Origin of the sequence: Accumulibacter sp. (genome assembly GCF_031732815.1) — a bacterium.
Classification (GTDB): Bacteria; Pseudomonadota; Gammaproteobacteria; order Burkholderiales; family Rhodocyclaceae; genus Accumulibacter.
In genome coordinates this window covers 1-22,063 of sequence record NZ_JAVMKF010000200.1, presented here as the reverse complement: position 1 = coordinate 22,063, position 22,063 = coordinate 1, and the positions used below count along the sequence as shown (strand labels likewise).

The window sequence follows — 22,063 nt, the reverse complement described above, 5'->3', positions numbered from 1 at the left end:
CCGCCTTCGACCATGTAACACGCCAGCGTGTAGGGACTGCCGGCGAAGCCGATCAGCGGCACCGAACCGTTCAGCGCGCGCCGGATCTCGGCCACCGCGTCCATCACATAACGCAGGTGATCCCAGGGGTCAGGCGCGCTCAAGTCACGAATCGCCCATTCCTCGCGTAGCGGTCGCTCGAAGCGAGGCCCCTCGCCATCGGTGAAGTACAGACCGAGTCCCATCGCGTCGGGAATCGTCAGGATGTCCGAGAAGAGAATGGCGGCATCGAGTGGATAGCGCGCCAGCGGCTGCAGCGTGACCTCGCAGGCGAGGGCCGGATTCTTGCACAGGTTCAGGAAGCTCCCGGCGCGCCGGCGGGTTTCGCAGTATTCGGGCAGGTAGCGGCCAGCTTGCCGCATCAGCCAGATCGGGGTGTGCGGGCAAGGCTCCTTGAGCAGGGCGCGCAGAAAGCTGTCGTTGCACGGTCGGGTCACGGCGAACTCCATCGGGGAAATGGCGCCCCGGAAAAACGCCGATTATCCGCTTTTCGCGCCAGCTTGGGCGAGAAAGCCCGGACCCGCCATGCCCGGCAGGCGGCCCAGGCAGGGCGGGCGAACGCGTCGCGCGCTGGCGGCGCGCTGGGCTCGCTCAGTAGATTCCCGTTCCGCTCACCGCCGGAGCCGGCTGGTTGAAGCGCAGTTCGCGCCCGCTGCCGGCAAAGACCAGCGCGAAAGCCTGCAGGTTCTGCTGGTTGAACGGATCAGCCGGGAAGATCGCGGCGGATACCTCGACCTCGTACTCACCGGGGAGCGGGTTGGCGAGGACGACCTGCTTGAAGGTCTGGATGTTCTCATGCGCGTCAGCGGCGACCGACGGATTGGCGATGGGTCGCGACAGGTGCGTCTGGCCGGCCGCCGTTTGCCACAGGTTGCCGCGAAACTCCGGTCGCTGGGCGGCACCGGTCGGCGCCGGTGCGCGCACGCTCAGGTGCAGATGGTTGATCAGGCGCGGCCCGGGCGGGTCGGTCCAGTTGAGCGTGACCCGCAGCAAGGCGCTGCCGGCGGGCAGGACGAAGCGGTAGCGCACGCTGCGACCGGGACCGATGGCGCAGTCGTCGCGCACGTGCAGCGTCACCGGCGGCGCCGGCGCCAGACTCTGGCGCAAATTGACCCGGCCCCAACCGTAACCGGCGGCCGTGTCGGGCAGCGCACCGGGCGTGATGTTGGTCGCACCGTTGATCAGCGTCGCACGCAACAGCGCGGCGCTCGGCAGTTCGTTGGCGTTCTGGCTGGCGTGCCGGTTGACCACGGTATGGCGGTGCCGCAGACGTCCGCTTTCCTCCTCGACCCAGGAGACGAAGAAGACGCGGCCGTTCCAGACCAGCTTGAAATCCTGCACGCGCGCCGTCGGCGAACTGAGCTGCAGGATGCCGACCGGCGCGCGCGCCGCGAGCGGGCCGGCCGGCGGTGGTGGCGGCGTAACGGCGAGTTGGCGGCCGTTCTCGTCCAGCGCAGTAAAGAACAGCAGGCGCGAACCGTCGGTTTCGACGCCGATCCAGGCCAGGCCGTAGGCCGGGCTCCATACCGGCAAGCTGGTCCCGGCGGGCAGCACCGCTGGCGGATTGGCCCACGCTTCGTGCGTGCAGGTGCACACGAGCAGCGGTTCGACGGCGTCGCGCGTCGCGCTCCAGCCGGCGGTCGCCGGCGTGATCACCGGCACATCGCTGACCGGCATCGGCGGCGCGTTGGCCGGTGGATTGGCCATCGGCTGCCCCTGCCGATCGAGGCGGGCAAAGTGAATCTCCCAGCGCGCCGCGTTGCTCGCGCGGTACTGCCAGGCCGCTGCATATTCGCGGTTGCTCGAGTTGGCGGCGGTCGGCCGGCGCGCGATGACGCCGTTGATCGCTTCACCGGCAGCCGCGCTGAGGTTGCGCTCAGCGCCGTCGGGCGTGCCGTCGAGGCGGCAGCGCCGGCAATGAACGCGCGTCAGCGCGCCGTTCACCCGGTGGTAGATGGCAATCGAGCGCGCTTCGCTATTCACGTACTGGAACCAGTCGTGGCGCGCGACGCCGTCGGCGCGCGCCAGATTGACCGCCGTGCCGACGCGCACGCCGAGCCGGTTGACGCGCTGCTGGCGCAATTGCAGCACACCGGCCTGCGTCGTTCCGTAAGCGACGACCAGGTGGAAAGCGGGCGCGGTGAAGAAACCGAGTTGCGGCGTGATCCGGTCGTGCACCGTCACGTTGTCGACCAGCGCCGCCGCACCGCCGGTTCCGAAGTCGGCGACGGGTGCGCCGAGCGCGTCGTGCAGGTGCAGCGTGATGCCGCCCAGCGCGTCGTTGGCGGCCGAGATCAGACGGTCGTTGCCGGTCCACAGCATTTCGCAACCGAGGACGAGGAAGGTCGTCGGCCGCTCGCGCACGCCGGCGACGCCGAAGCTCTCGTCGATCGCCCCGTCGGCGTGCAGACGCAACCACTGCAGCCGGTCGTGCAGGTCGTCGCCGGGAGCCTGACGCAGCAGGTAGTAGGCGCCGCCGCTCCACACCGCCGAGAGTGCTGAAATCGCCGTACTTTCGTGTTCGAGCAACGTGGCGACGACGTAGCGCCCGCTCTTCAAGAGCGGCGTGGTGGGCTCTTCCTGTGCGGCGAAAGCGCCGGCGCGCGTCAGATTGAGCAGGTAGACGCCGAGTCGGTCGGAATTGAGCTCGTCCGGGCTCTGATAGATCAGCGAGAACCCTTCGCTGTCGGCAAAGCTGGCAAAGCCGGCCGTATCGCCGGGGGTATCCGACAGGCGGCGCAGACGACGGCCGAGCGCATCGTCGGCGGCGATCGGCAGGCGGCTGTCGGGCGCCCCGTTGGCGTCGAGAAAAGCCAGGTACAGGTCGTAGTGGCCGTCTTGCGTGTCGTCTTCCCAGAACAGCGCGTATCCGCCGTCCGGGTGATTGATGATACGCGGTCGGCGCAGGTGCTGACCGGCGGCGAGGCTGACGACGAGGCGTGGCGCGCCGCTGGCGGCTGCGTTGCGGTCGAGGAACTGCAGCCAGATCTCACCGCCGGCGATCGTCCGCGCGTCGCACCAGACGAGGACGTGACGCGCCCCGCGCGGGTCCCAGAGCAGGCAGGGTTCGCGCAACTCGGCGGCCTGTTCGAGCACGGTCAGCGGGCCGGCGCCCTGCACCTGTCCGGCGTCGTTCATCTGGCGAAGCTGCAGGCGGTAGTTGCCCGCGTGCACGACGCCGCAGACGGTGAAGCAGTTGCCGTTCCAGACCAGCGGACGATGCGGACCGGTGGCGTCGTGGAACAGGAAGCTGATCGACGCGGCATCGACCGCGTTACCGTTGTCGGCGCGGAAGCGCTGGAAGAAGTAGCCGTTGCCGCCGACCGCCGGGAAGACGCAAACCAGCCGCTCGCCGACTGCGATCAGGTCGGGCGGTACCGCGTCGTCGGTGCGCGCGTCGGGCGCCAGGACGACGCTGCCGGCGCTGCCGAAGCCGGCGACCAGTTGCAGCGCCCGGTCGTAGCACGTCAGGCGCATCTTGCCGTCGCGCTGCCGGTGCAGCAGGTAGGTCCGCTCGCCGACGCTGGCCAGCTTCGGCGCCGCGTGCTCGCCGACATCGTCGTGCAGATGCACCGGCTGGGCATCGATCGGTGCCAGATTGCGCCCGATGCGCATGCCGACGATGTTTTTCTGCTCGGCCGGCAGCGCCGGCCTCAGCCAGGCGCAGACCAGCCCGTCGGCGTGCCGGGCAATCGCTGGCGGATGACCGAAGACCGGTAGCGGCGCCGCATCCGGCAGCGGCACGCCGTCGAGCAAGAGCGGCCGGCGCATCTGGGCAAAACGCGTGCGGTAGAACTGGCGGACGAGCAGCGCCGAACCGCTGACCACCGGCGTCGCCATGCTCGTCCCGGTCAGGATATGGTAAAGGTTGCGACTCAGCCCGGGCGGCAGCATCGAGTCCGAGTTGGCGTTCCAGAACGCCGGCGCGATCGGCGGCGCCGGCAGACCGGGCGGCTGGGCAACGAACTGCGAACGGCAGGAAAGGACGTTCGTCCCCGGCGCCACGAGATCGGGCTTGACCCGGTTCGTGTTGACCAGACCGTTCGTCCGCACGCGCCCGCGATCGCTGAACAGACCGATGTCGTCGGCGTTGTCCGACATGCTGAAGGCGTTCGCCGGCGCGTTCGCGGCGACGTTGAATGCGGCGTGCGAATAGCGGCCGGGAAAGAACGCGCGGTAGTTGTCGCGCCAGCCGCTGTCCACGCGCAGGTTTTCCGAGGCGCCGACGGCGAGGACATTCTTCGCCGCCGCCTGCAGGCGCAGCGTACGCGCGTCGAGGACGCCATCGGCACCGCCAAAGGTATCGCTCTCGTCGTTGCCGGCGGAGAAGACGAGGAGAACGTCCGGGTGGTCGAAGCACCAGCGGTCGACCGCCTGCGACTCGTTGGGCGTGTAGCGGTTGTTGTTGCCGCCGACAAACGAGCTGCCCCAGGAATTGTTGATGACGCGCGCGCCGTTGATTTCGGCAAAGTTGAACGGGACGCGGAAGTTGTTGGGCAGCGGAGCCAGTCCGATCAAGGCGCTGCGCGGCGCCATCCCGCGGTTGGCACCGCCCGAAGCGCTACCGTCGCCGGCAACGATGCCGGCCACGTGCGTTCCGTGCGGAGCGCCGTCGGGAACGCCGAGCGCCGTGTTTTGCGGCGTGTTGCTGTTGCGCAGCAGGCGCATGCTGGTCGCCAGATCGGGATGAAACGGCGTCATCGCGCCGGTCAGCGGAACGACCGCGCCAGCCAGGCTGCCGACGTCGAAGCCGGAATCGACGACCGCGCCGATTTCGCTTGCCCCATCGAGATTGACCAGAAAGTTGACCGTTCCCAGTTGGCGAACCTGGTTGGCGCCGACGATCACCCCGGCGTGGTGGCTGCACAGATCGATGCGCGCGGGCAGTGCCGCATGGAAGACGCCGGGCACGGCGAGGATCGCCGGACAGCGCTCGGGCGCGACGCTGAGCAGAAAACCACCGGCCGTTTCGGCCACGATGGTAGCCCCGGCGGCTTCCAGCAGCGGGCGCACGCTCGCCTCGTCGAGCGCGTCGAAAAGCTGCACCTGCAGATTCCCTTCGCCGGTGGCGGGCGGAAGGTTCAACGTCAAGGTCGCCAGCGAGGCGGCGGTAAACACTTGATCGACGCCAGCCAGATCGAGGTCGACGGCGTACGCCGGGTGGTAGGCCCCGACGAAATCGACCACCGGCAGCGCGCGCACAGCGTCCGCCGTTGCCGCCGTCATGCTGAACACGGCGCTGCAGGCGTCGACCACCTGCACCTGCACAGCGCCGGCGAGCACGAGGTCGACCAGCCACGCCTTGTCGACCGGTGCGACGAAATGGACCAGCCAGAAAGGCGTCTGCTCGCCGCTCGGCAAGGCGGCGGTGAGCTGCGCCGGCGGCTGCGGCGTTTCGCTCGCCGGACGGAAACTCAGCGGGCCGAGGCTGAGTACGCCGGCGTTGGCGTCGGTCGTCACGGCAAAGCCTTCGGCAACGAAGGTCGCGACCTGCGCTTCGTCGAGCTCGACCCAGAACTGCCCGCCGGCTTCGCGCAGGACGCTCGCCCGGCTGCGCAGGAAATCGATCTGCTCGGGCGAGCGCTCGGGGTCAAGCTGCAGGAAAGCGTGAATGCGTGCCATCGTGGCCTCCGCTTCAGTCAGGACTGGACGGCGGGATCGACGTCGATCGGTTTGCTGCCGGAGCTGCGCCCGGGCGAAACGATATGCCGGATGGCATGCCCCTCGTCGGCGCCGAGCAGACGTTCGAGGCGCAGGTCGACCTCGGCTTCGAGCATCAGGCTGCGCGTCGCACTGGCTGGCGCGGCGCCGGCGGCGAACTTGAGTGCCTTCAGCACGCTCGCCGCCTGGTAGCCGTTGGCCGTCCAGCTCGTCCCGCCGGCGCGCAACAGTGCCGCGCGGTGCATGACGAGCACCGACAAGGCGAGCGCGCAAGCTCTTTCGGCCGCTGCCGCGTCGGCCGCGGCAATCTGCAGGCTGAGCTGGTGGCGCACTTTCAGGTGGGTTGCTGCGGCGACGACGCCGTAGAGAACCTGCACCCGGCTGAAGCCGACAAGATCACGCCCGGGACGCGGTGCGAGCGAGAACGACGCAGCATCGGCCGGATTCCAGACCACCTCGGAAGGGGCAAGGGCGACGAGTTCGCCGGCAGCCGAGCGCAGATAGACGCGTTTGCTGCCCGGGTACGGCGGTCGCGTCAACAAATACGGCCCGCCCGGCACTGCCGGGTCGAACGACAGGTCGTCGACCGCGTCCTGCGGACCAGGTTCTCCGGCGAGCGGGTCGGCCGACAGGCGGTCGAAATCCCAGGTCTGCTTGGCAAAGCTCGCGGTCGCCGCGCCCGCGCCCGCGAACAGCGCCGGCAACTCGCTCCTGAGCAGCGCGTCGACGGCGTTTTCCAGAGCGAGCAACATGGCGGCGGCCTAGCCGGCGGGCGGATCGGCTGCCGACGGAGCGGCGGCCAGCGTCTCGCGCGGACTCTCGCCGAGTTCCTCCTGCAGCACCTGGACGGCGCCAGCGATGCGCAGCAGCGTCGCGCGCACGCTCGCCGCCTGCCCTTCCAGCTCGTCCAGCGTCTGGCGTCCCTTGTCGTATTCGGCGCGCAGCTCGCGCAGGCGTCGCCGCAGGCGGTCTTCCATCGCCAGATCACCCTGCGTCATCAGCTTTTCGCCCGGAGCACGATTTGCGCGCCGACCGTATTCGGCGCCGCGCCACCGACGACCGGCTGGACGACGCTTTTCGGGAAAGACGCCTTGATTGCTTCCAGCTCGCCCGGCGAGCCCGCCTTGCCAACCGCCGCGGCCAAGCGGTGGTATTCGTTGCGAAAGGCCTCGACCGTGCGGCGGATCGACTGCACGCGCTCGGCGTCGTAGATGCCGAGCGCGGCGTTGATCAGTTCGTGATCGGGGATCAGCTCGCGGCGCGCGGCGAACGACGCATCGGAGAACTGCGCGAGCTTGCGCTGGCGCGCCTGATCGATCGACTCGACGAGGTTGACCGAGGCGGTCAGCGCGGCCAGGTTCTTGACCACGCCGTTCTCGATCGCGAACTCGGTCGGTACGTACTGCTCGGGCGAACGGCCGAAATCCATCGTCGCCGGATCGAATTCGGGAAAGACGTCCTTCGCCGCCTTCTCCTCGCCGGGAAACGAATTCGACATGTGCAGAATCGTTTTGCTTCGCTTGTCGATAACCAGATACATGCTGACCTCCGCTTACTGTTCGATGACCTGAATCTGCCGTATGTCGCCGTACCAGCAGCAGGTCAGGGTTCCACTGGTGACCGCCCACTGAACGGCAATCGTGTGCGACCCGGCGGCCAGGTAGAGCAGTCGGCTGAGCGTCACGCCGCGCAGTTCCCAACCGTTGTGGTTGAACTCCTGGCGTGTGCTTTCCTGCACGCCGCCGTCAACCAGCAGGCGGAAATAGGCGCCGATCGTCGTCCCGCCGGTGGCCTGTACGCCGTTGATCTGGACGTTGATCTGGAAATAGGCGCCGATCGCCGCGTTGATCGTCAGGCTCATGTTCGGCATATCGACGTAGCCAGTGCTCGCCGTACTCACCTGGTTGCCGGTCGCCACCGACGAGCGGATCTTCTGGTCGCGTGCGCGCCCGGCGATGTAGGCGTTGCCATTGACGTAGAGGCTCTGCGACGACGCTCCGTAGACGTAGAGGCCGTAGGTCTTGTCGGTGCCATTGACGTAGAGTCCGACGTCGGGATGCGCCGAGGTACGCACGCCGACGCTGCCGTGCGTGACGTCCATGCTCAGCCCCCAGCCGATTCCCTTGCTGCCCCAGAAACCGACCGCGTCGTCGCTCACCATGCCGACGAAAGCGCGGTCCTCGTTCGGTGTCGTCTGGTACAGCCAGAGTCCGGCGGTGCCGCCGGCGCCCTGGCGCAGCCGGATGCGGTCGCCGACATCGACCTTGAACGCCGGCGTGGCAACGCCGATACCGACTCGCCCGTCGACCAGACGCAGCGCCTCAACCTGGCCGGTGCGGTTGGCGGCGCCGCTGCCGTTGGTGAGAAAGGCCAGACCACCGGTGAAACCACCGAGGTCGATCGACTGCAGCATGGCCGGGCGCCATTCCGTCGCGCTGCCTTGCGGATCGCTCCAGAATTCGAGCTGTCCCTGGCCGAAAGCGCGCGTGCTCTGGATGCGCAAGACCGCCGGCGTGTTGCTGTCGACCAGGTGCAGCCGGCTGCCCGGCGTCGTCGTGCCGACCGCGAGTGCGCCGGCGATGGTCAGCGGACCGCTGATTGCGTCACCTGCCCGGTTGACCTTGGCGTTGTCCAGGCGTTGCGTTTCGGTGACCAGGTCGTTCCAGTCCTTCGAGCGAATCGCGTCGCCGGCGGTCTTCGGAAACGGTAGATCGGGGCTCAGTGGCATGGCGGTAGCTCCTCGAAAAACGCTTAGAACACGACGTCCCAGATCAGCGTCAGCTTGAACGTATCGGCTTTGGTCACCGGATCGAAGACCACCCGGTTGTACATCGTCCCGCCCGTTTCGGCGGTGAAGATGCCGGCTTCGCGCAGTGGCGCGGCGCCGTTCGCTTCGCCGAAATCGAACACGGTCTGCAGGCTGACCTTGATTCGCTTGATCCCGCCGCTGTCGACGACTTCAGTGTAGATCGGCGCCGAAACGGCGTTGCGGTCGCGTTCGGCGAGCAGCGCCGTCTGGTCGTCGGTGGCCGGGTCGGCGCCGGTGCCGACCGCCATGTGGCTGACTTTCGACGGCGGCGTGCCGGTGACGCCGGCAAACAACTGGGCAGCGAGCTGCCGTCCGGACTTGACGATGCGGTTGGCGTGCGTCCGATCGGCGACGATGCGACCGTCGCGGTCTTCGACCAGCAAACGCAGCCGGCCTTGCATATCCATGGTTTCCTGCATCTCATCGCTCCTGGAATGGTTTACTGAAAGCCGAAACTGCCATCCGAGACGGCAACGTCGAAGACGCCGCCGATCGCGAAGCGTTCATGCGCGTCGTGCACTTCGCGCGCGCTTCCGAGCGCGCCGACGAGCAGGTCTTCGTCCGCATCGTGCTGCTCGCCGTACCGGTGATCGAGCGCGGCGGAAAAGTGCTCGCCCGCGGCATGATCTTCCCAGGGGACCCGCTCGAACGATTCGCCGGGCAAAGAGAGCGAATACTGTACCATGCCGCGCACGCCGGCCGCCCGCTTGCTGTCCACCACGCGCTGGATGGCGTCGAGCGAGAGGCCGGCAAAAACGCGGAAGCGCTTTTCGTAGCCGGTGCCCGCCAGGATGCGTTTGACCGCCGCGTCGACGAAGTACGGAACGACGACATCGAAGGTCAGCGGCTGATAGCGAATCCATGCCATGCGGATGGCGAAAGCCGGCGCGTCGAAGGTCTCGCCGCTGTCGTAGGTCGAAAAACCGAACTCGCCGGCGCGCGCCGCCGAAAAGACCCATTTCGAATCGCCGGTGGGAACCTTCGGCAGCACTGCCGGCGCCGTACCGCCGATATCGACGAACCAGTCGCTGACCTCGCTCGTCCCGATCGAGGCCGAGAAGCGGCCGCTCGCGTCTTCGGCGAGAACCAGCGTGCTGCCCTGCGGAACGACGAACTCCTCGCGCGAGGCGACTCCCGCGCCGGAGTCCTGGCGGACGAGCGAAAGGTGGCGCCCGGCACCCTGCGTGAAGCTCCATTCGATGCGCGGCGCGACCGCTTCTATCGTCGCGAAATTGACTTCCAGCGTCACGCTGCTGCCGCCGGCGCTGGCCGGCGCGTTGCCCAGCACGACTTCGGCTTTTGGCGAGAACTCTTCGATCCTTACCAGTCGGTCGAGGCCGGCGATCAGATCGGCCATCCCCGTGCTCGTCTTGCCGCCGGCGCCGACCAGTTGACGCTCGAACAGCGCCAGGTCGTAAGGCAGGCCAAGCGCGGCGCGGATGGCGCCCTTCAGCGCTTCGACCGTGCCCCCGCCGACAAAAGAGAGAACGGTCGACTTGAGCAGAGGCCGGAAAGTGTCGTCGCCCTCGCTCGTGCCGTCGGGCAGGCGGCGGCGCGCGACGCCGAGCAAGCTGCCGAGACCATCGAGGCCGCCCCCGCTGGCGTGATCGATCCAGTGCGACTTGAGCAGATCCTTGACCGCCGCGTCGCTGTGCAGCAGCTCGGCGGCGAGCGCGTCGAGCAGGCGGTGGAGCAGCGAGTCGCCTTCGCGCGCGGCGTAAACGTCCGGAAAAAGGGCGGTCAGGCGGTCGGTCTTGAACGACACGGCGTCTTCTCCCGGCTACAGGGCGAGGTGCGCCGAAGCGGGAACGATTCCCGGATAGGCGGCGGCCTGCACGACGATTTCGGCGCTCGCCGCGTCGAGGCTGGCGCGGTTGGCGATGAGCACGGTGGCGAAGACCGGTGTCGCCTGCTCGGCGGCGGCCAGCGTCACCGTGCCGGCCACCTGCGCGACCTGCTGCAGCGGCTGATTCGGCGTGCTCGCCAGCTTTGCCCGCACGGTGGCGAGCAGCGCGAGCTGGAAGTTGCGAAAGCGCAAGGCCAGGCCGTCGTCGTCGGTGACGCGCAGCGACAGCGTCAGCCGGCCGTCGACCGCCAGGCTGGCGGTCGAAACGTGCAGCGCGTGCAGCGAACGCACGCTCAGCGCACCTTCGTCGGGCCGCGCCTGTTCGCCGGTGTCGATGACGAAGGGGTCGCGGTCGACCGCCGCCGGCGCCGCGCTGCCGCGCACATAGTCGAGCTGAACCTCGCCGGTGTCGGCCAGGCCGGCAATCCGGAAAGCCAGCGCGGCGAGCTTGCGCGGCGATACCGCTTCGCCGATGGCAAGCGCCTTGAGCGCGGCGATCACCGCCAGTCGGTAACGCTGGCGGGCGTCGGCCAGATTGCCGCTGGCGTCGCCGATGACCAGGAAGCTGCCGCTCAGCGTGACCGTGCGCACCTGGCTGACGACGGCCTTGATGCCGGCCGCGCGCGTCCGCTCGACGATGTCGCTGACCAGCGGCCCGACGAGATCCGGCTTGCCGGTCGAAAAGCGCACCCAGACTTCGCCGAGCGGAATCGCCGCGTCGAGCGAGCAGTCGCGCACTTCGACGCTGTCTACGCCGTCGATCGTCATCACCGCGTAGCGAATGGCGTTCAGCGTCGCGTTCCCGGCGCGTTCGAGCGCGTGTTTGGCGCGCTCGCGCAGTTGTTCGTCGCCTTCAGCGGCGACACCGCCGCTCAGCGGCTGCTCGTTGACCACGCCGCCATCGACGCCGCGCGGCGGGGTCGGCATGACGGTCAGGCTGCCCGAACCGAGGTTCCCTTCCGGGCCATTGTCGAGCGCGATGACCGGCACCTCGACCTGCGGCCGGCGCGCCTGAAAAGTGACCACCAGCATCGACGAAGAGGGAACGGCGGCGAGCGTGATCGTCGTCTCGTCGTCGCCGAAGGGCTTGCCGGCCTTGCTCGGAACGGTCGCCAGGTTGCTCGTGCCGCCTTTCACCCGCACGTGCAGCAGATTCGCGATGGCGACGCTGGTGTGCGCCACCTTGCCGGCGGCCGCCACCTCCTCGACCAGCGTGGCGCGGATGACGCCCGGTGCGGTGACCTTGAACAGACGGCCGCGCGCGTCGGCAACGCGCGTGCCGACGGCGATCGCCAGGTCGTTGCGCGGCGCCTTTCTCAGCCAGAAAGTGACCTTGCCCTGCGCCGGCAGCGCCTGGTTGCGCGCTACGCCGAGCAGGGCGACGACATTGTCGAGCGCCGCTCCCTCGGCGAAATCGATGAAGGCGCGCCGATACGCCTGGTCCATCTGCTCGTAGAGCAGCTTGAATTCGCGCGCCAGCGAGCGCACCAGCGTACCGGCGACGCTACCGGCGTTGAAGTCGGTGATTCCGGAAGGCAGGTCGCGGAAGTAGTAGCCGACGTTCAGGCGCGAATTGTCGTCGGGAAACCAGCTGGCAGCGATTTCCGGGTCGGCCGCCGCCGGCAGCGGCTGCCAGACGAGCTGGCCGACGGCGTAGGTGTAGTGCTGACCGAGCTTGAATACCGCCGGCCGGCCGGCGACGAAACCGGTGATCTGCTCGGCCAGCCCGCTGAGCGGGCCGACGCCGTGCAGCGAATAGCTCGTCGTCCCGCTGCGGTAGATCAGCTCCAGCGCCGCCGCTTGCTCGACACCGAGTTGCAGACTGCCGACGAGCCCATCGACCAGCCTCTGGAAAGACTTCGAGAAGGGATGTCCGGGGTCGATCATGGTCCCTCCAGGGCAAGGTCGAAAACCAGGTTCAGCGGCGTCGGCTGGTCGATCAGCGCCACTTCCAGCGCCAGGCGAAGGACGGAACGCTCGCCGGGCAGCGCGAACACGTGCAGGGCCGACACCTGGCGGACGCGCGGATCGGCCTCGATCGCCTGGCGCGCGAAGGCCTGCGCCTTCAGGCGAGTGCGCGGCAGGTCGGGCTCGCCGATCAGCTCGTGCAGACGCGAACCGTAGTCCGGCCAGCCGAGCGGCGCCAGTTCGCCGACCCGCACGCGCAGGCGCAGCGTCAGCGCCTGGACGATGTTGTCGTTGCCGTGCGCCAGCGCCAGATCGCCCGACCAGCCAACCGGGCCTTCGAGGCTCAGATCGAGCCCGCCGGCACCGTCGCGCAGCCGCAGGTCGCTGCCGAAAAGCTGCCCTCGTTCGCTGGCCATTTCGCGCTCTCCCTCAGGCCACGAGAACGAGTTGCCGGGTCGCCACGGCACTCGCCCCGCCGGCGCTGACGAACAGGCTCAGGAGATAGTTGCCGGTGGCCAGATTGCCCGGCAGCGGGCCGCTGCGCCGCAGCCAGGTGGCGTCGTCGGCACGGAAGAACGGCAGGCTGGCCAGATCGAGCGACCACTCGGCCGTATGCGCGGCGTCCGGCGGGCCGGCCGGTGCCAGGCGCAGACTGAACGAGATGCCGTTGAGGCGCTGGTAGTCGGCATCGGCGACCCAGTTGTTGCTTGCCGGCGGCGTTTCCCTGGCCCAGCGCGCCGGCGCCAGGAACTCGAAAGTGCAGGCGCCCTTCGACACCACCTGACCATCGGTCGCCGGCGTGCGGATCTGTGCGACCAGGCGGTGCACGACGCAGGGCTGCGGCGCTTCCGGCGGCGCGCCGCCGGCCATCGCCGAGCGTCTGACGGCCGCCGTGTCGCTGGCGTGGTCGAGCGCCGCGACGACCAGCGCGTGGCTGCCGAACTCGGGCAGCGCGGCGCTCCAGTCGAGCATGGCGAGCGAATGGTCGGCCACATTCAGCTCCGGGTGCTCGGCCGTCGCCGCCGAGTTGAGCGACGAATACCACTTGACATACAGGCCGGCGGTATCGCCGGTCAGCCGCGCGCGCAGCGCGACCGGTGTTCCGGCGGGAAAAGCGCTGCCATCGACTGGCTGGACGATCTGCAGGGCTGGGCTGTTCATGGTTGGCCGCTCGTCGTGAAGGTGGCCGATCCGCCCGACGGGAAGATCACCGCCTTATCGTTGACCACGTTCACCGGGATGTGGTTCACCGTCACCGTCGAATTGCCCGTACTCGGCAGCAGCATTCCCGGCCATACCGGCGCGCCGGCTTGCCCCTGCAGCACCATGCCGAGCGCGACGAGGTTGCGGTTTCCCGCTTTGACCGTCTTGTTGAAGCTGTTGACGATCCATACCGTCGGTTGCGGCTGCAGGGGCGAAGCCGGCGGAGGCGGCAGGATGACCGGCGGCGCCGAAGTGCATTGCGGCGGATCGCTCGGCGTCACTTCGACCAGCGCTTCGCTCGCCGCCGCGCCGATCAGCAGCTTGCCGCCGGCGCTCGGTTTGAAGCTCAGCGTACCCATCAGGTTGAGCGTCCCGCCGAGGGTCATGTCAGCCATCAGGCGCCCCCCGAAATGTCGGTGCCGGAGATCGTCACGCTGCTGATCTTGCCGGTTCCCTTGATCGTTCCGTCGCCATCGACGGTGAGCGTCTTGCGAATCTGGACGTCGGCGTCTACGGTCAGTTTCGAGCACGTCAGATCGATCGGCTTGCCGTCGCAGACGATCGTCACCTTTTCGTTCTTGCCGTCGAGCGTGACGCTGATCTTGCTTCCCGCCTTGATTTCGATCAGGCCGTCGGGCGCAATGCGCAGGCCGGCGGTGAACTCGCTGTTGTCCACGCGCTTCTTCACCTCGCGCTGCAGGAAAATCGATCCATCGTCGGCAAAACGCAGGTGGTTGACCGTGTCGTCGGCCAGGCGGTGCTCGAAAAGCACCTCGTTGTCGCGAAAGAGCGGCACCCTTTCCTGGTCGTGGTAGAAGCGACCGGTGATCAGCGGCTGCTGCAGGTCGCCGTCGACAAACTCGACCAGGACCAGATCGCCGACACGCGGCGGCGCGGCAAAACCGACGTGGCTGACGGCGATCGGCACCTGCGCAATTTCCAGACCGTCGTGTTTGAGGCGCACGTCGGCCTCGTAGTTCGCCGTATCGTCGCTCGCGCTGTGCGCGCTCAGCGCGGTCACCGTCGCCAACTGCGGTCCGCGCCGGGCGGCAATTTCCTCGCGCACGCAGCGCCGGATGAGCTCGAGCAGGTCGTTCATTCGCCTGCCCCGCGGGCGACGCCGATTTCGCTGACGAAACCCTCGCGTGCGCTGAAGCAGTGGCGCAGGCTGCGCACATGGCCGCCGCCATTCAGCCCGCTTTCCGGTGCATCCGCCGCGCTCGCCGGGTCACCCAGCTCGAGCCCCGGCATGCCCAGCACGCGCAGGCGCAACTCGCTGTTGCGATTGGCCAGGCTGGCCGCGTAACCGGCGGCGAAGCGGCCCGCCATGTCCTTCGTCCGCGCCGTCGGATCGGTGATCAGCATTTCCGGCCCGTCGCCGGCCGCATCCTGAAAGTCGCTGTCGATCGCCGTCAGCCAGAAGCTCTTGTCCTCGCCCTGCCCCGACATCGGGCTCTCGCCGCCGACCAGCAGTCGTCGGCCCAGCGCCGGACGCTGCCGGCCAGCCGCGGCGAGCAGATGCCGGCCGTAGGCGAACGCGCCGCTGGCGTTCGTGCCGAGCGCCGTCGACGCCGCGGCAGCGGCCCCGGCGAGCGCCGCGGCGCCGCCCGCGCGTAGTCCGGCGGCGGCGCCGAGCGCGCGGAAATGAACCTTGCCAAGGCGGTCGGCAAACAGCGAATAACCGAGCCGCTCAGCCAGTCGGCGCAGTTGGGCGTGCGCGCCAAGCCGGCGTTCGACGGCGAAGCGCGCCAGCGTGATCCCGTCGTCGATCTCGCCGGCGCTCAGCGCCGCCTGCCCGACGAGGTCGCGCACGACGTCGCCGGCGCTGGTGTCGCGATAGGACGACGAGACGCGCAGATCGACCAGCGCCAGCATCGTGCCGACGCAGAAGATCGCGCAACCGCCCAGGCGTGGTCGGATTTCGGCGACGCTGCCGGTAAACACGCGCTCGACACCATCCTCGTCGCCCAAGGCAAGCTCGACCGGGTCGCCGGGCGCGACGCCGCCGCTCGCCGCAAGCGTCACGCGCAGGCCATCGATCGGCACGTCCACACTGCGCTCGACGACGAAACGCAGCGGGCCGGCGACCGGCGACGACGAGTCGCTGCTCAGCGCGCCGGCGGAAAACGAAAACTGCGGGCGCGGCGTGGCCATCAGAAACCGCCGTGGGCGCGCGCGTCTTCTTCCAGACTCGCGTTCTGATAGCCGTTGAGAATGACGTCCCACTCATAGACGCCGAACAGCGGCAGGCCGAGGTGGAAGAACGGTCCCCACCAACTGTACTGATTGACGTGGCGCAATTCGTGTTCGTAGAGCGCCTGGCTCTTGGCGATCGTCTGCGTCCCGCCGTAGGCCGACGGCGTCACCGGATCGGGCAGCCGCTGCCAGTCGGGATGCTGTTCGTACTCGCCGTTGACGAAGAAGACGTTGCCGAAGGTGATGCCGAGCAGATTCTCGAACGAGCCCAGCCAGCCACCCTTGAAGACCAGGGCAAAAGCATTCAGCCGACCCGAGGCGGCAACGTCGAAACCCGGCGTCTGCCAGCTCGCGTTGCCGCCGGAAAACAGCCAGACGAGCCAGCGAACGACTTCGCCGATCAGGCAACTGACCTCGACGGCGAGGCCGAAAGCGGTGTTCGGCAAGGTCCACAGGACGCCGAGCACGGAGAGCATGACGCCACCGAAGCTCCAGTGGCCGTCCGGATCGAAGCGGTTGACCGGATCGTTGGCGCAGAAAGCCCAGCGATTGCGCAGCCGGGGCTGGCGCAGCCAGTCGCCGAGGATCTGCGCACGCGCCATGCGCTGCTCGCCGGCCAGCCGGAAGGGATTGACCAGGCGCGCATCGTCGGGCGCGCCGGTACAGGTATCGGGCGTCAGGAAGCGGCGCAGCAGCGGGTCGTACCAGCGACCGCCGACGCGGTAGAGGCCAAGGTCGGCGTGCCAGACGCGTGCGCGATAGAGGTAGGGCAGTTCGTCCGGCGTCTGCAGCGGCAGACCGAAGGCGTCGCTGGCGAAGGGGCCGGCGATCGTCCCCGCGGCCGTCCCCTCGGCGCTCCCGGCGAAAATCAGGTTGCCATGCACGTCGCAGTGCAGGCAAACCGCGCGGCCGGCGGTCGACGCGCGAAAATCGATCAGACCGACGATGCCGGTCGGCAGGCGCAGGTAGATCAACTGCGGCCGCCCTTCGCCGTCGGCCACCGCGAGCAGCGCGTCGTCGGGCCCGTACAGGTAGCGCTCGACGCCCGCCGGACCGGCCTTGACGACCAGCCGCCCCTTGTGGTCGTAAGCGCAACGCGCGACACGGCGGCCGTCGTGCAGAACTTCGAGCAGTTCGCCCGCCTGATTGTGGCGAAAGACGCGCTCGACCGCGCCCTGGCGGACCAGGCGAATGCGCCCGGCGGCGTCGTGCTCGACGCCGTGTACGACGGCCGGATCGGGCAGCGGATTGTCGCGCGCATCGCAAGCGTAGCGCCAGACGCGTTCGCCGGCGCGCACCTCGCTCAACCGTCCGGCGGCATCGTAGGCATACGTGCGCTCGCCTTCACCGATCAGGCGGAAAGCCTCGTCGCGCTGCAGCCGGCAGCGCCACAGCGGCTTTCCGGCGTGCGTCATCCGCTGGTCGACGGCCTGCCCGCTGCTCGCCTCGTGCCAGGTCTCGAGCAGCACCCCGTCGCTGCCGCGCTGCCAGGTGCGCCGGTGCGCCGGGTCGTTGCCGAAAGCGACGATGCGCTGGCCGTTCCAGTCGATTCCCGCCGGGCAACCGCGTTCGTCCCAGGCAAAGGAAATCGTCTGCTCCCACTGCGGGAAAACGAGCTCGGCCAGCCGCCCTTGTTGGTCGAAGCTGCGGCGCAGCGACAGTTGGCGCCCGTCGACCTGCTGGTCCACACCGACGACACGTCCTTGATCGTCGTAGTGGAAACGGCTTTCTTCGCGGTCGCAGCGCGCGCTGAGCACGCGCTCTCCCTGCCAGCGATAGACCAGCGGGCTGGCGTCGCCGCGCAGCGTGCGCTGCAGCCGGCCCCGCTCGTCGTAGGCATGCGCCAGCGGCCCGTCCGCGCGCTGCACTTCGCTCAGGCGGCCGCTGGCGTCGTAGCGGTAGTCGGCCCAGCGCTGACCGTTGCGCTCGACCGCCAGCAGACGCCCGTCGGCGCCATAGGCGTAGCGCCACGCTTCGCCGTCGGCCTCGACGATCTCGGCCAGTTCGCCGGCCTGCCAGGTGTAGCGCGACAGTCCGCCGGCTTCGCACACCGCGCTCGGCAGCCCGTCCTCGACGACGATCTGGCGCAGCGTGGCCTGCTCGGCCTGCCAGGCGCGCAAGCGGGCAAGCGCGCTCATCCGATCGACACCTGTGCCGAGCCGGACAGCGGAATCGCCGCCAGCATCGCGTCGAACTGATGATGCACGCGCTCGAGTTCCTGCTCGAAGCTGATCTGCAGGTTGGCCAGCAAGGCGAGCAGGCGCTCGAACAGATCGTCGACGACGAGCTGATCGATCTGTCCGAGCAGTTGCTCGACGCCGGCCAGGATGAGCCCGATCTTTTCCTTCAGCGTCGCCAGAACGCCGCTCAGCGCCTGCCGGAGGCGACCGAGAAAGAGGTCGATCGCCTGCCTGATCTGCTGCAACAGGCGGCGCCCGCCAGCGCCGATCTTGTCCACCAGGTTGCGGAACAGCGCGTCGAGCGGCGGCTTGAGCGCCGCCGGGTCGAGCGCGTGCAGCGGTTCGAGCAGCGGGTCCCAGACGCTGGCGCGCAGCGCGGCGGCAACTTCGTCCGGATCAAGGACGGCCAGCTTGCTGCGCACGCTGGCGTAGACCTCAGCCAGCGCCGACTTCAGGCCATCCGGATGAAGCGCCAGCGCCGCCTGCCGAAGCTCGCCGAAAAAGCCATTGACCGCTGTCTCCAGCGCCCCCTGCAGCGGCGCAAGCTGGGCCAGGAAGCGCTCGTAAGCGAGATCGATGCGGCGCGCCTTGGTCGACGGTCGCAGCGTGGCGAGCGCAGCACGCACGTCGGCCGCCTGGAGCGCCGTCGATTGGCGCAGGAAATCCGGCAGCAGGCGCGTCAGCGCGCTGTTCAGACGCTGAAACTCGCCTTCTGCGGGCGCACTGTCGAGCGCGTTGATGCGCCGGCGCAGCGCCGCCAGGGCGCTGGTGTGCGCGCTGTGCACGCGCTGCAGTCGACCGCCGGCGAGCGCCGGATCGAGCGGCGCCAGCGTCAGGTCGAAACGGGCGAGCAACGACGCCTTGGCTGCGGCGTCGGCCGACGACAGTGCCAGCTTGGCCTCCAGACCGGCGCGCAGCGCCGGCAGGCCGACGACGCCGGGCAGGTTGACCGGCGCCAGCGCGGCCAGCCGGCCATGCGCGGCGCGCAGCGTGCCGATCAGCCGGGCCGGATCGAGCGCCGGCAACGCGGCGCCCAAACCCTGGCGCAAAGCCTCCAGCGCAGCCACGATGTCGTCTTCCGGCAGTGCATCGAGCGCCGCCAGCAAGCGGTCGAAAGCCTGGTCGAGCGGAGCGAACAGCGCACTCGGGCGCAGCGAATCCGCCATCGCCAGGTTGACCTGGCGCAGGGCAAGCTCGGGATCGCTGAATACGGCATCGCTCAGGCCGACGACGAGTGCTTTCATCTGCGCGTAGAAAGCGTCGAGCGGCGGCGGCAGATCGACCGCGTCGAGCGCGCCGACGAGTTGCTGGCGCAACTGGGCGAAGACCTGCCTTTCCTTTTCGGCAAGCGCCGTCAACAGCGGCGTGATGTCGATCAGGTCGATCAGGCGGTTGATTTCTCCGTGCAGCACGCGCAAGGGCTCGACCCAGACCGCTGGATTGGCCCGCTCTATCGTCTGCAGCACGCGTGCGTAAGGCTGTTCCAGCGGTTCGAGCAAGGCCGCTGGCGAAAGCGCTTGCGCCTTGGCGAGAAGCTGCGCGAGCAGTTCTTCGAGCGGCGCGACGACGAGGCTGCCGTTGAGCGCCAGGACGCGCTCGCCGACCTGATCGAGCAGGCTGTTCACCGGCGCGGCGAGTGCCGATCCGTCGAGGCCGCCGATGCGGCGGCGAAACTCGAGCCAGGCGTCGAGAACGCTGCGCACCGCTTGCGCAAGTTCGTTCTCGACGCTGGCGAAGCCGGTCTTCAGCTCGCCTTCGATCATTCCTTCGAGGTCGACTGCGCGCAACAGCGAGAGGCCCGCCTGCAGCGCGATGCGCTCGCCGTCGGAGAGCGCTTCCGGCTTGATCGCGGCGAGTTTCGCGGTCAGCGCGTCGATTTCGTCGATCACCTCGTCGGCCAGCGGACGGAAGTCGATTCCGTCGAGCGAGGCGAGCAGCGTGCGTATCTCGTCCAGCCCGGCCGCCATCTGGCGCTGCAGATCGGCGACGACCTGCCCGGCCTCGCCGACCGCGTTGGCCAGTTCCTGGCCGAGTTCGGCGATCGGAACGTTCTGCAACTGCGCCAGCGCCGACGCCAGTGCGTCATTGACGCCGTCGAGCAGATCGTCGCTCAGCCGCTGATCGACGAAATCGTTCGCCTGCGCGAACGCCTGGTTGATCCGGCTGCGCACTTCGCCAATGCCGAGTTCGTCGATCTGCTGGCGCACCGTCTGCAGCATCGCGTGCACCGCCGTCTCGACCGCCGCCACCGGCACCGCTTCGATGCGCTGGCGCACCTGGCTGATGAAGTCGATCAGGATCTGGCGTACCTGGGCGAGCGGTGAAGCGGCGAACATGTCGTGCAGCGCGCTCGACAGGCGGGCGACCTGCGCCGCCAGATCGGCCGGCGACAGACTCATCGTCAGGCGCGCGAGGAGCATTTCGAGTGCCCCGGCGAGCGCCTCGACGGCGTCGTCCAGCGTCGCCGGGGCGGGCAGCGGAATGGCCCGCAGCACCTCGGCGTAGGCGGTGAACAGCGTCTCCCACTGCGCGCTGGCGAGCACAGCGGTGAGGTCCTGCAGGACTTCCTCAAGAGCGACAAAGGCGGCCTCGTGCGCCGCGCGCAGCGCGTCGAGTTCGCCTTGCACGACGCCATAGGCAGCCGCGTCGTCGGCGTCGAAGTCGCGCAGCGACTGGCCGAGCTGGCGCCAGGCGAGGGCTGCCGCGGCGCTCGCCGGCGCCGTCGTCGTCGCCAGCGCCGCCGCCGTCAGCGGCTCGAGCAGCGCCAATGCGCCGGCCAGATGGTGACGGGCCGGCTGCAGCAGCTCGGGCGCGACGCCGAGCAGATTCTCGCCGAGAAAGTCGAGCAGCTCGTCGGCCGACAGCGGGTTTCCCGCCGCCAGGTCGTCAAGCGCGGCGAGCGCCCGGCGCACGCGTTCGAGCGTCGCCGCGTCGAGCAGCGAGGCGCCGAGCGTGTCCAGCCGGCTGCCGAGCAGCTCGAGCAAGTCGTCGATCAGCCCCAGTGCGGTTTCCTGCAGCGTCGTTCCCGGCCTGATCTGGCGCAGCAGTTCGCTCGCGTTGAGAAAGCCGACGACCTCCTGATAATGCGCCTTGAGGTCTTCGACGAAGCGCAGGGCATCGGCCGGCAGGGCCTGCTCGATGTTCGTCAGCGTTGCCGGCAGGCGTTCCGACAGCCCGCTGAGGTCGATATCGAGCGCCTGTTCGAGACCGCCAAGTGCCTGGCCGAGCGCGTGCAGCGGCGAATCCGCGCCGCCGTCGGCGAGCCCGCCAGCAACGCGCAGGAAGCCGTTCAGACCCGATTGGACGTTCGCCGCAGCGTTGCTCGCCCGCTGCAGGTTCGGCAGACTGGCGCTGGCGCCGCTCACAGCAAGTCTCCCAGGCCGCGCAGCGTGCCGCCGGCGCCGCCGGCGAGGCCGGTGAAGCTGTCGAGCATCGCCGGCAAGCGCGTCGTCGGATCGGCGAAATCGGCTGCGCCGGCGAGCAGGCCGGCCAGGCCGGCGACTTCGGCGAGGGCGTTCTGGATGTCGTCCATCATCGCCGTCGCCTCGTCGAGCAGGCCGGCGTCGATTCCGTCGAGCAGGCTGCTCGCCGGCGGCGGTGGCGGCGGGACGTATTCGGTGACGACGCACTCGTAGTCGAATTCGTCCGGCCGCCCGGCGCGCTCGGCGACTTCGAGCTGGTCGACGATGACCTGCGCGAAATAGCCTTCACCGGTCAGTTCGCAAAGGAAATCGACCGGCTGGCGGGCCAGCAGATGACCGCGCAGCTGGCCGAGGCGATCGGCCGCGTCGCTGCCGTAGAAGATTCCGCGCAGGCGGATGCGCACACTCGGCCGGCCCAGGTCCTGCGCCAGTTCGCCGTTCATTCCGGGCACTGCGTGGCGCACGAAACGCGCGACTTCGCTCGCCTCCAGGCTGACCAGTTGGTCGATGGCGACGCCGGCGAGTTCGAGCGCCATCTCAGATCAGCCCGCCGGTGAAGCCGAAATGGCGCATCGCCTGCTCGCGCAGACGGTCTTCGCAGAGCATCAGCAGGCGTTCGCAGAGCAGCTCTTCGGCCACCGCGTCGATCACCGCTGCGCCCGGCGCCGCGTGCACCGGATCGCCAGGCGCGGCTTCGCCGTAGCGGCCAAGCGCCGGGCGGTGCTCAGCTCCGGCGCGGCCATCGGCGGCAGGCGGATCGCCGGCCGGCGGCGGCGCTGCGCCCGGCGCTGGCGCAAAC

17 protein-coding genes and 1 pseudogene are annotated in these 22,063 nt (G+C 68.9%); all 18 read right to left on the bottom strand.

Annotation, left to right across the window (positions count from 1 at the left end):
- The coding region (locus RKP46_RS12990) for a uroporphyrinogen decarboxylase family protein (protein WP_311107028.1) at window positions 1–476 on the bottom strand (476 nt) is incomplete at its 3' end.
- Window positions 477–630: 154 nt separating this feature from the next.
- Entirely contained in the window at window positions 631–5,661 is a 5,031-nt protein-coding gene (locus tag RKP46_RS12985; RefSeq protein ID WP_311107027.1) for a S8 family serine peptidase, read from the bottom strand.
- Between the two features lie 17 nt (window positions 5,662–5,678).
- A complete protein-coding gene (locus tag RKP46_RS12980; RefSeq protein ID WP_311098096.1) occupies window positions 5,679–6,452 on the bottom strand; it encodes a hypothetical protein in 774 nt (257 codons plus the stop codon).
- A 9-nt stretch (window positions 6,453–6,461) separates the two neighbouring features.
- Entirely contained in the window at window positions 6,462–6,698 is a 237-nt protein-coding gene (locus RKP46_RS12975) for a hypothetical protein (RefSeq protein ID WP_300333828.1), read from the bottom strand.
- On the bottom strand, window positions 6,698–7,240 hold the full coding sequence (locus tag RKP46_RS12970; protein ID WP_300333825.1) for a hypothetical protein: 543 nt from the start codon (window positions 7,238–7,240) through the stop codon (window positions 6,698–6,700). The genes RKP46_RS12975 and RKP46_RS12970 overlap by 1 nt, the downstream gene beginning before the upstream one ends.
- A gap of 12 nt (window positions 7,241–7,252) precedes the next feature.
- Window positions 7,253–8,428: a hypothetical protein gene (locus RKP46_RS12965; RefSeq protein ID WP_311107026.1), complete on the bottom strand. Its 1,176-nt coding sequence runs from the start codon at window positions 8,426–8,428 to the stop codon at window positions 7,253–7,255.
- A gap of 23 nt (window positions 8,429–8,451) precedes the next feature.
- Window positions 8,452–8,928, bottom strand: coding sequence for a hypothetical protein (locus tag RKP46_RS12960; RefSeq protein ID WP_300333819.1), 477 nt, complete (start codon window positions 8,926–8,928; stop codon window positions 8,452–8,454).
- A 20-nt stretch (window positions 8,929–8,948) separates the two neighbouring features.
- Complete coding sequence (locus tag RKP46_RS12955) at window positions 8,949–10,274, bottom strand: hypothetical protein (RefSeq protein WP_311098092.1); 1,326 nt, start codon at window positions 10,272–10,274, stop codon at window positions 8,949–8,951.
- A gap of 15 nt (window positions 10,275–10,289) precedes the next feature.
- The gene (locus tag RKP46_RS12950; RefSeq protein WP_311098091.1) at window positions 10,290–12,242 is read right to left on the bottom strand and encodes a baseplate J/gp47 family protein; all 1,953 of its coding nucleotides are present in this window, start codon (window positions 12,240–12,242) and stop codon (window positions 10,290–10,292) included.
- The gene (locus tag RKP46_RS12945) at window positions 12,239–12,679 is read right to left on the bottom strand and encodes a GPW/gp25 family protein (RefSeq protein ID WP_300333812.1); all 441 of its coding nucleotides are present in this window, start codon (window positions 12,677–12,679) and stop codon (window positions 12,239–12,241) included. The genes RKP46_RS12950 and RKP46_RS12945 overlap by 4 nt, the downstream gene beginning before the upstream one ends.
- 13 nt (window positions 12,680–12,692) lie before the next feature.
- Complete coding sequence (locus RKP46_RS12940; RefSeq protein ID WP_311098090.1) at window positions 12,693–13,424, bottom strand: hypothetical protein; 732 nt, start codon at window positions 13,422–13,424, stop codon at window positions 12,693–12,695.
- Window positions 13,421–13,861 carry a hypothetical protein gene (locus RKP46_RS12935; RefSeq protein WP_311107025.1) on the bottom strand — a complete coding sequence of 147 codons (441 nt, stop codon included), beginning with the start codon at window positions 13,859–13,861 and terminating at the stop codon, window positions 13,421–13,423. The genes RKP46_RS12940 and RKP46_RS12935 overlap by 4 nt, the downstream gene beginning before the upstream one ends.
- Window positions 13,861–14,565, bottom strand: a complete 705-nt coding sequence (locus RKP46_RS12930; RefSeq protein WP_311107024.1) for a phage baseplate assembly protein V — start codon at window positions 14,563–14,565, stop codon at window positions 13,861–13,863. Before RKP46_RS12930 ends, RKP46_RS12935 begins: the two co-directional genes overlap by 1 nt.
- On the bottom strand, window positions 14,562–15,620 hold the full coding sequence (locus RKP46_RS12925; protein ID WP_311107023.1) for a hypothetical protein: 1,059 nt from the start codon (window positions 15,618–15,620) through the stop codon (window positions 14,562–14,564). Before RKP46_RS12925 ends, RKP46_RS12930 begins: the two co-directional genes overlap by 4 nt.
- Window positions 15,620–17,800 carry an RHS repeat-associated core domain-containing protein gene (locus tag RKP46_RS12920; RefSeq protein WP_311107022.1) on the bottom strand — a complete coding sequence of 727 codons (2,181 nt, stop codon included), beginning with the start codon at window positions 17,798–17,800 and terminating at the stop codon, window positions 15,620–15,622. Before RKP46_RS12920 ends, RKP46_RS12925 begins: the two co-directional genes overlap by 1 nt.
- Entirely contained in the window at window positions 17,797–21,207 is a 3,411-nt protein-coding gene (locus RKP46_RS12915; protein WP_311107021.1) for a hypothetical protein, read from the bottom strand. The genes RKP46_RS12920 and RKP46_RS12915 overlap by 4 nt, the downstream gene beginning before the upstream one ends.
- Window positions 21,204–21,800 (bottom strand): DNA circularization N-terminal domain-containing protein, encoded by a 597-nt coding sequence (locus RKP46_RS12910; RefSeq protein ID WP_311107020.1) that lies wholly within the window; start codon window positions 21,798–21,800, stop codon window positions 21,204–21,206. Before RKP46_RS12910 ends, RKP46_RS12915 begins: the two co-directional genes overlap by 4 nt.
- Before the next feature lies 1 nt (window position 21,801).
- Window positions 21,802–22,063: pseudogene (locus RKP46_RS12905) on the bottom strand (hypothetical protein); the annotation flags it as partial.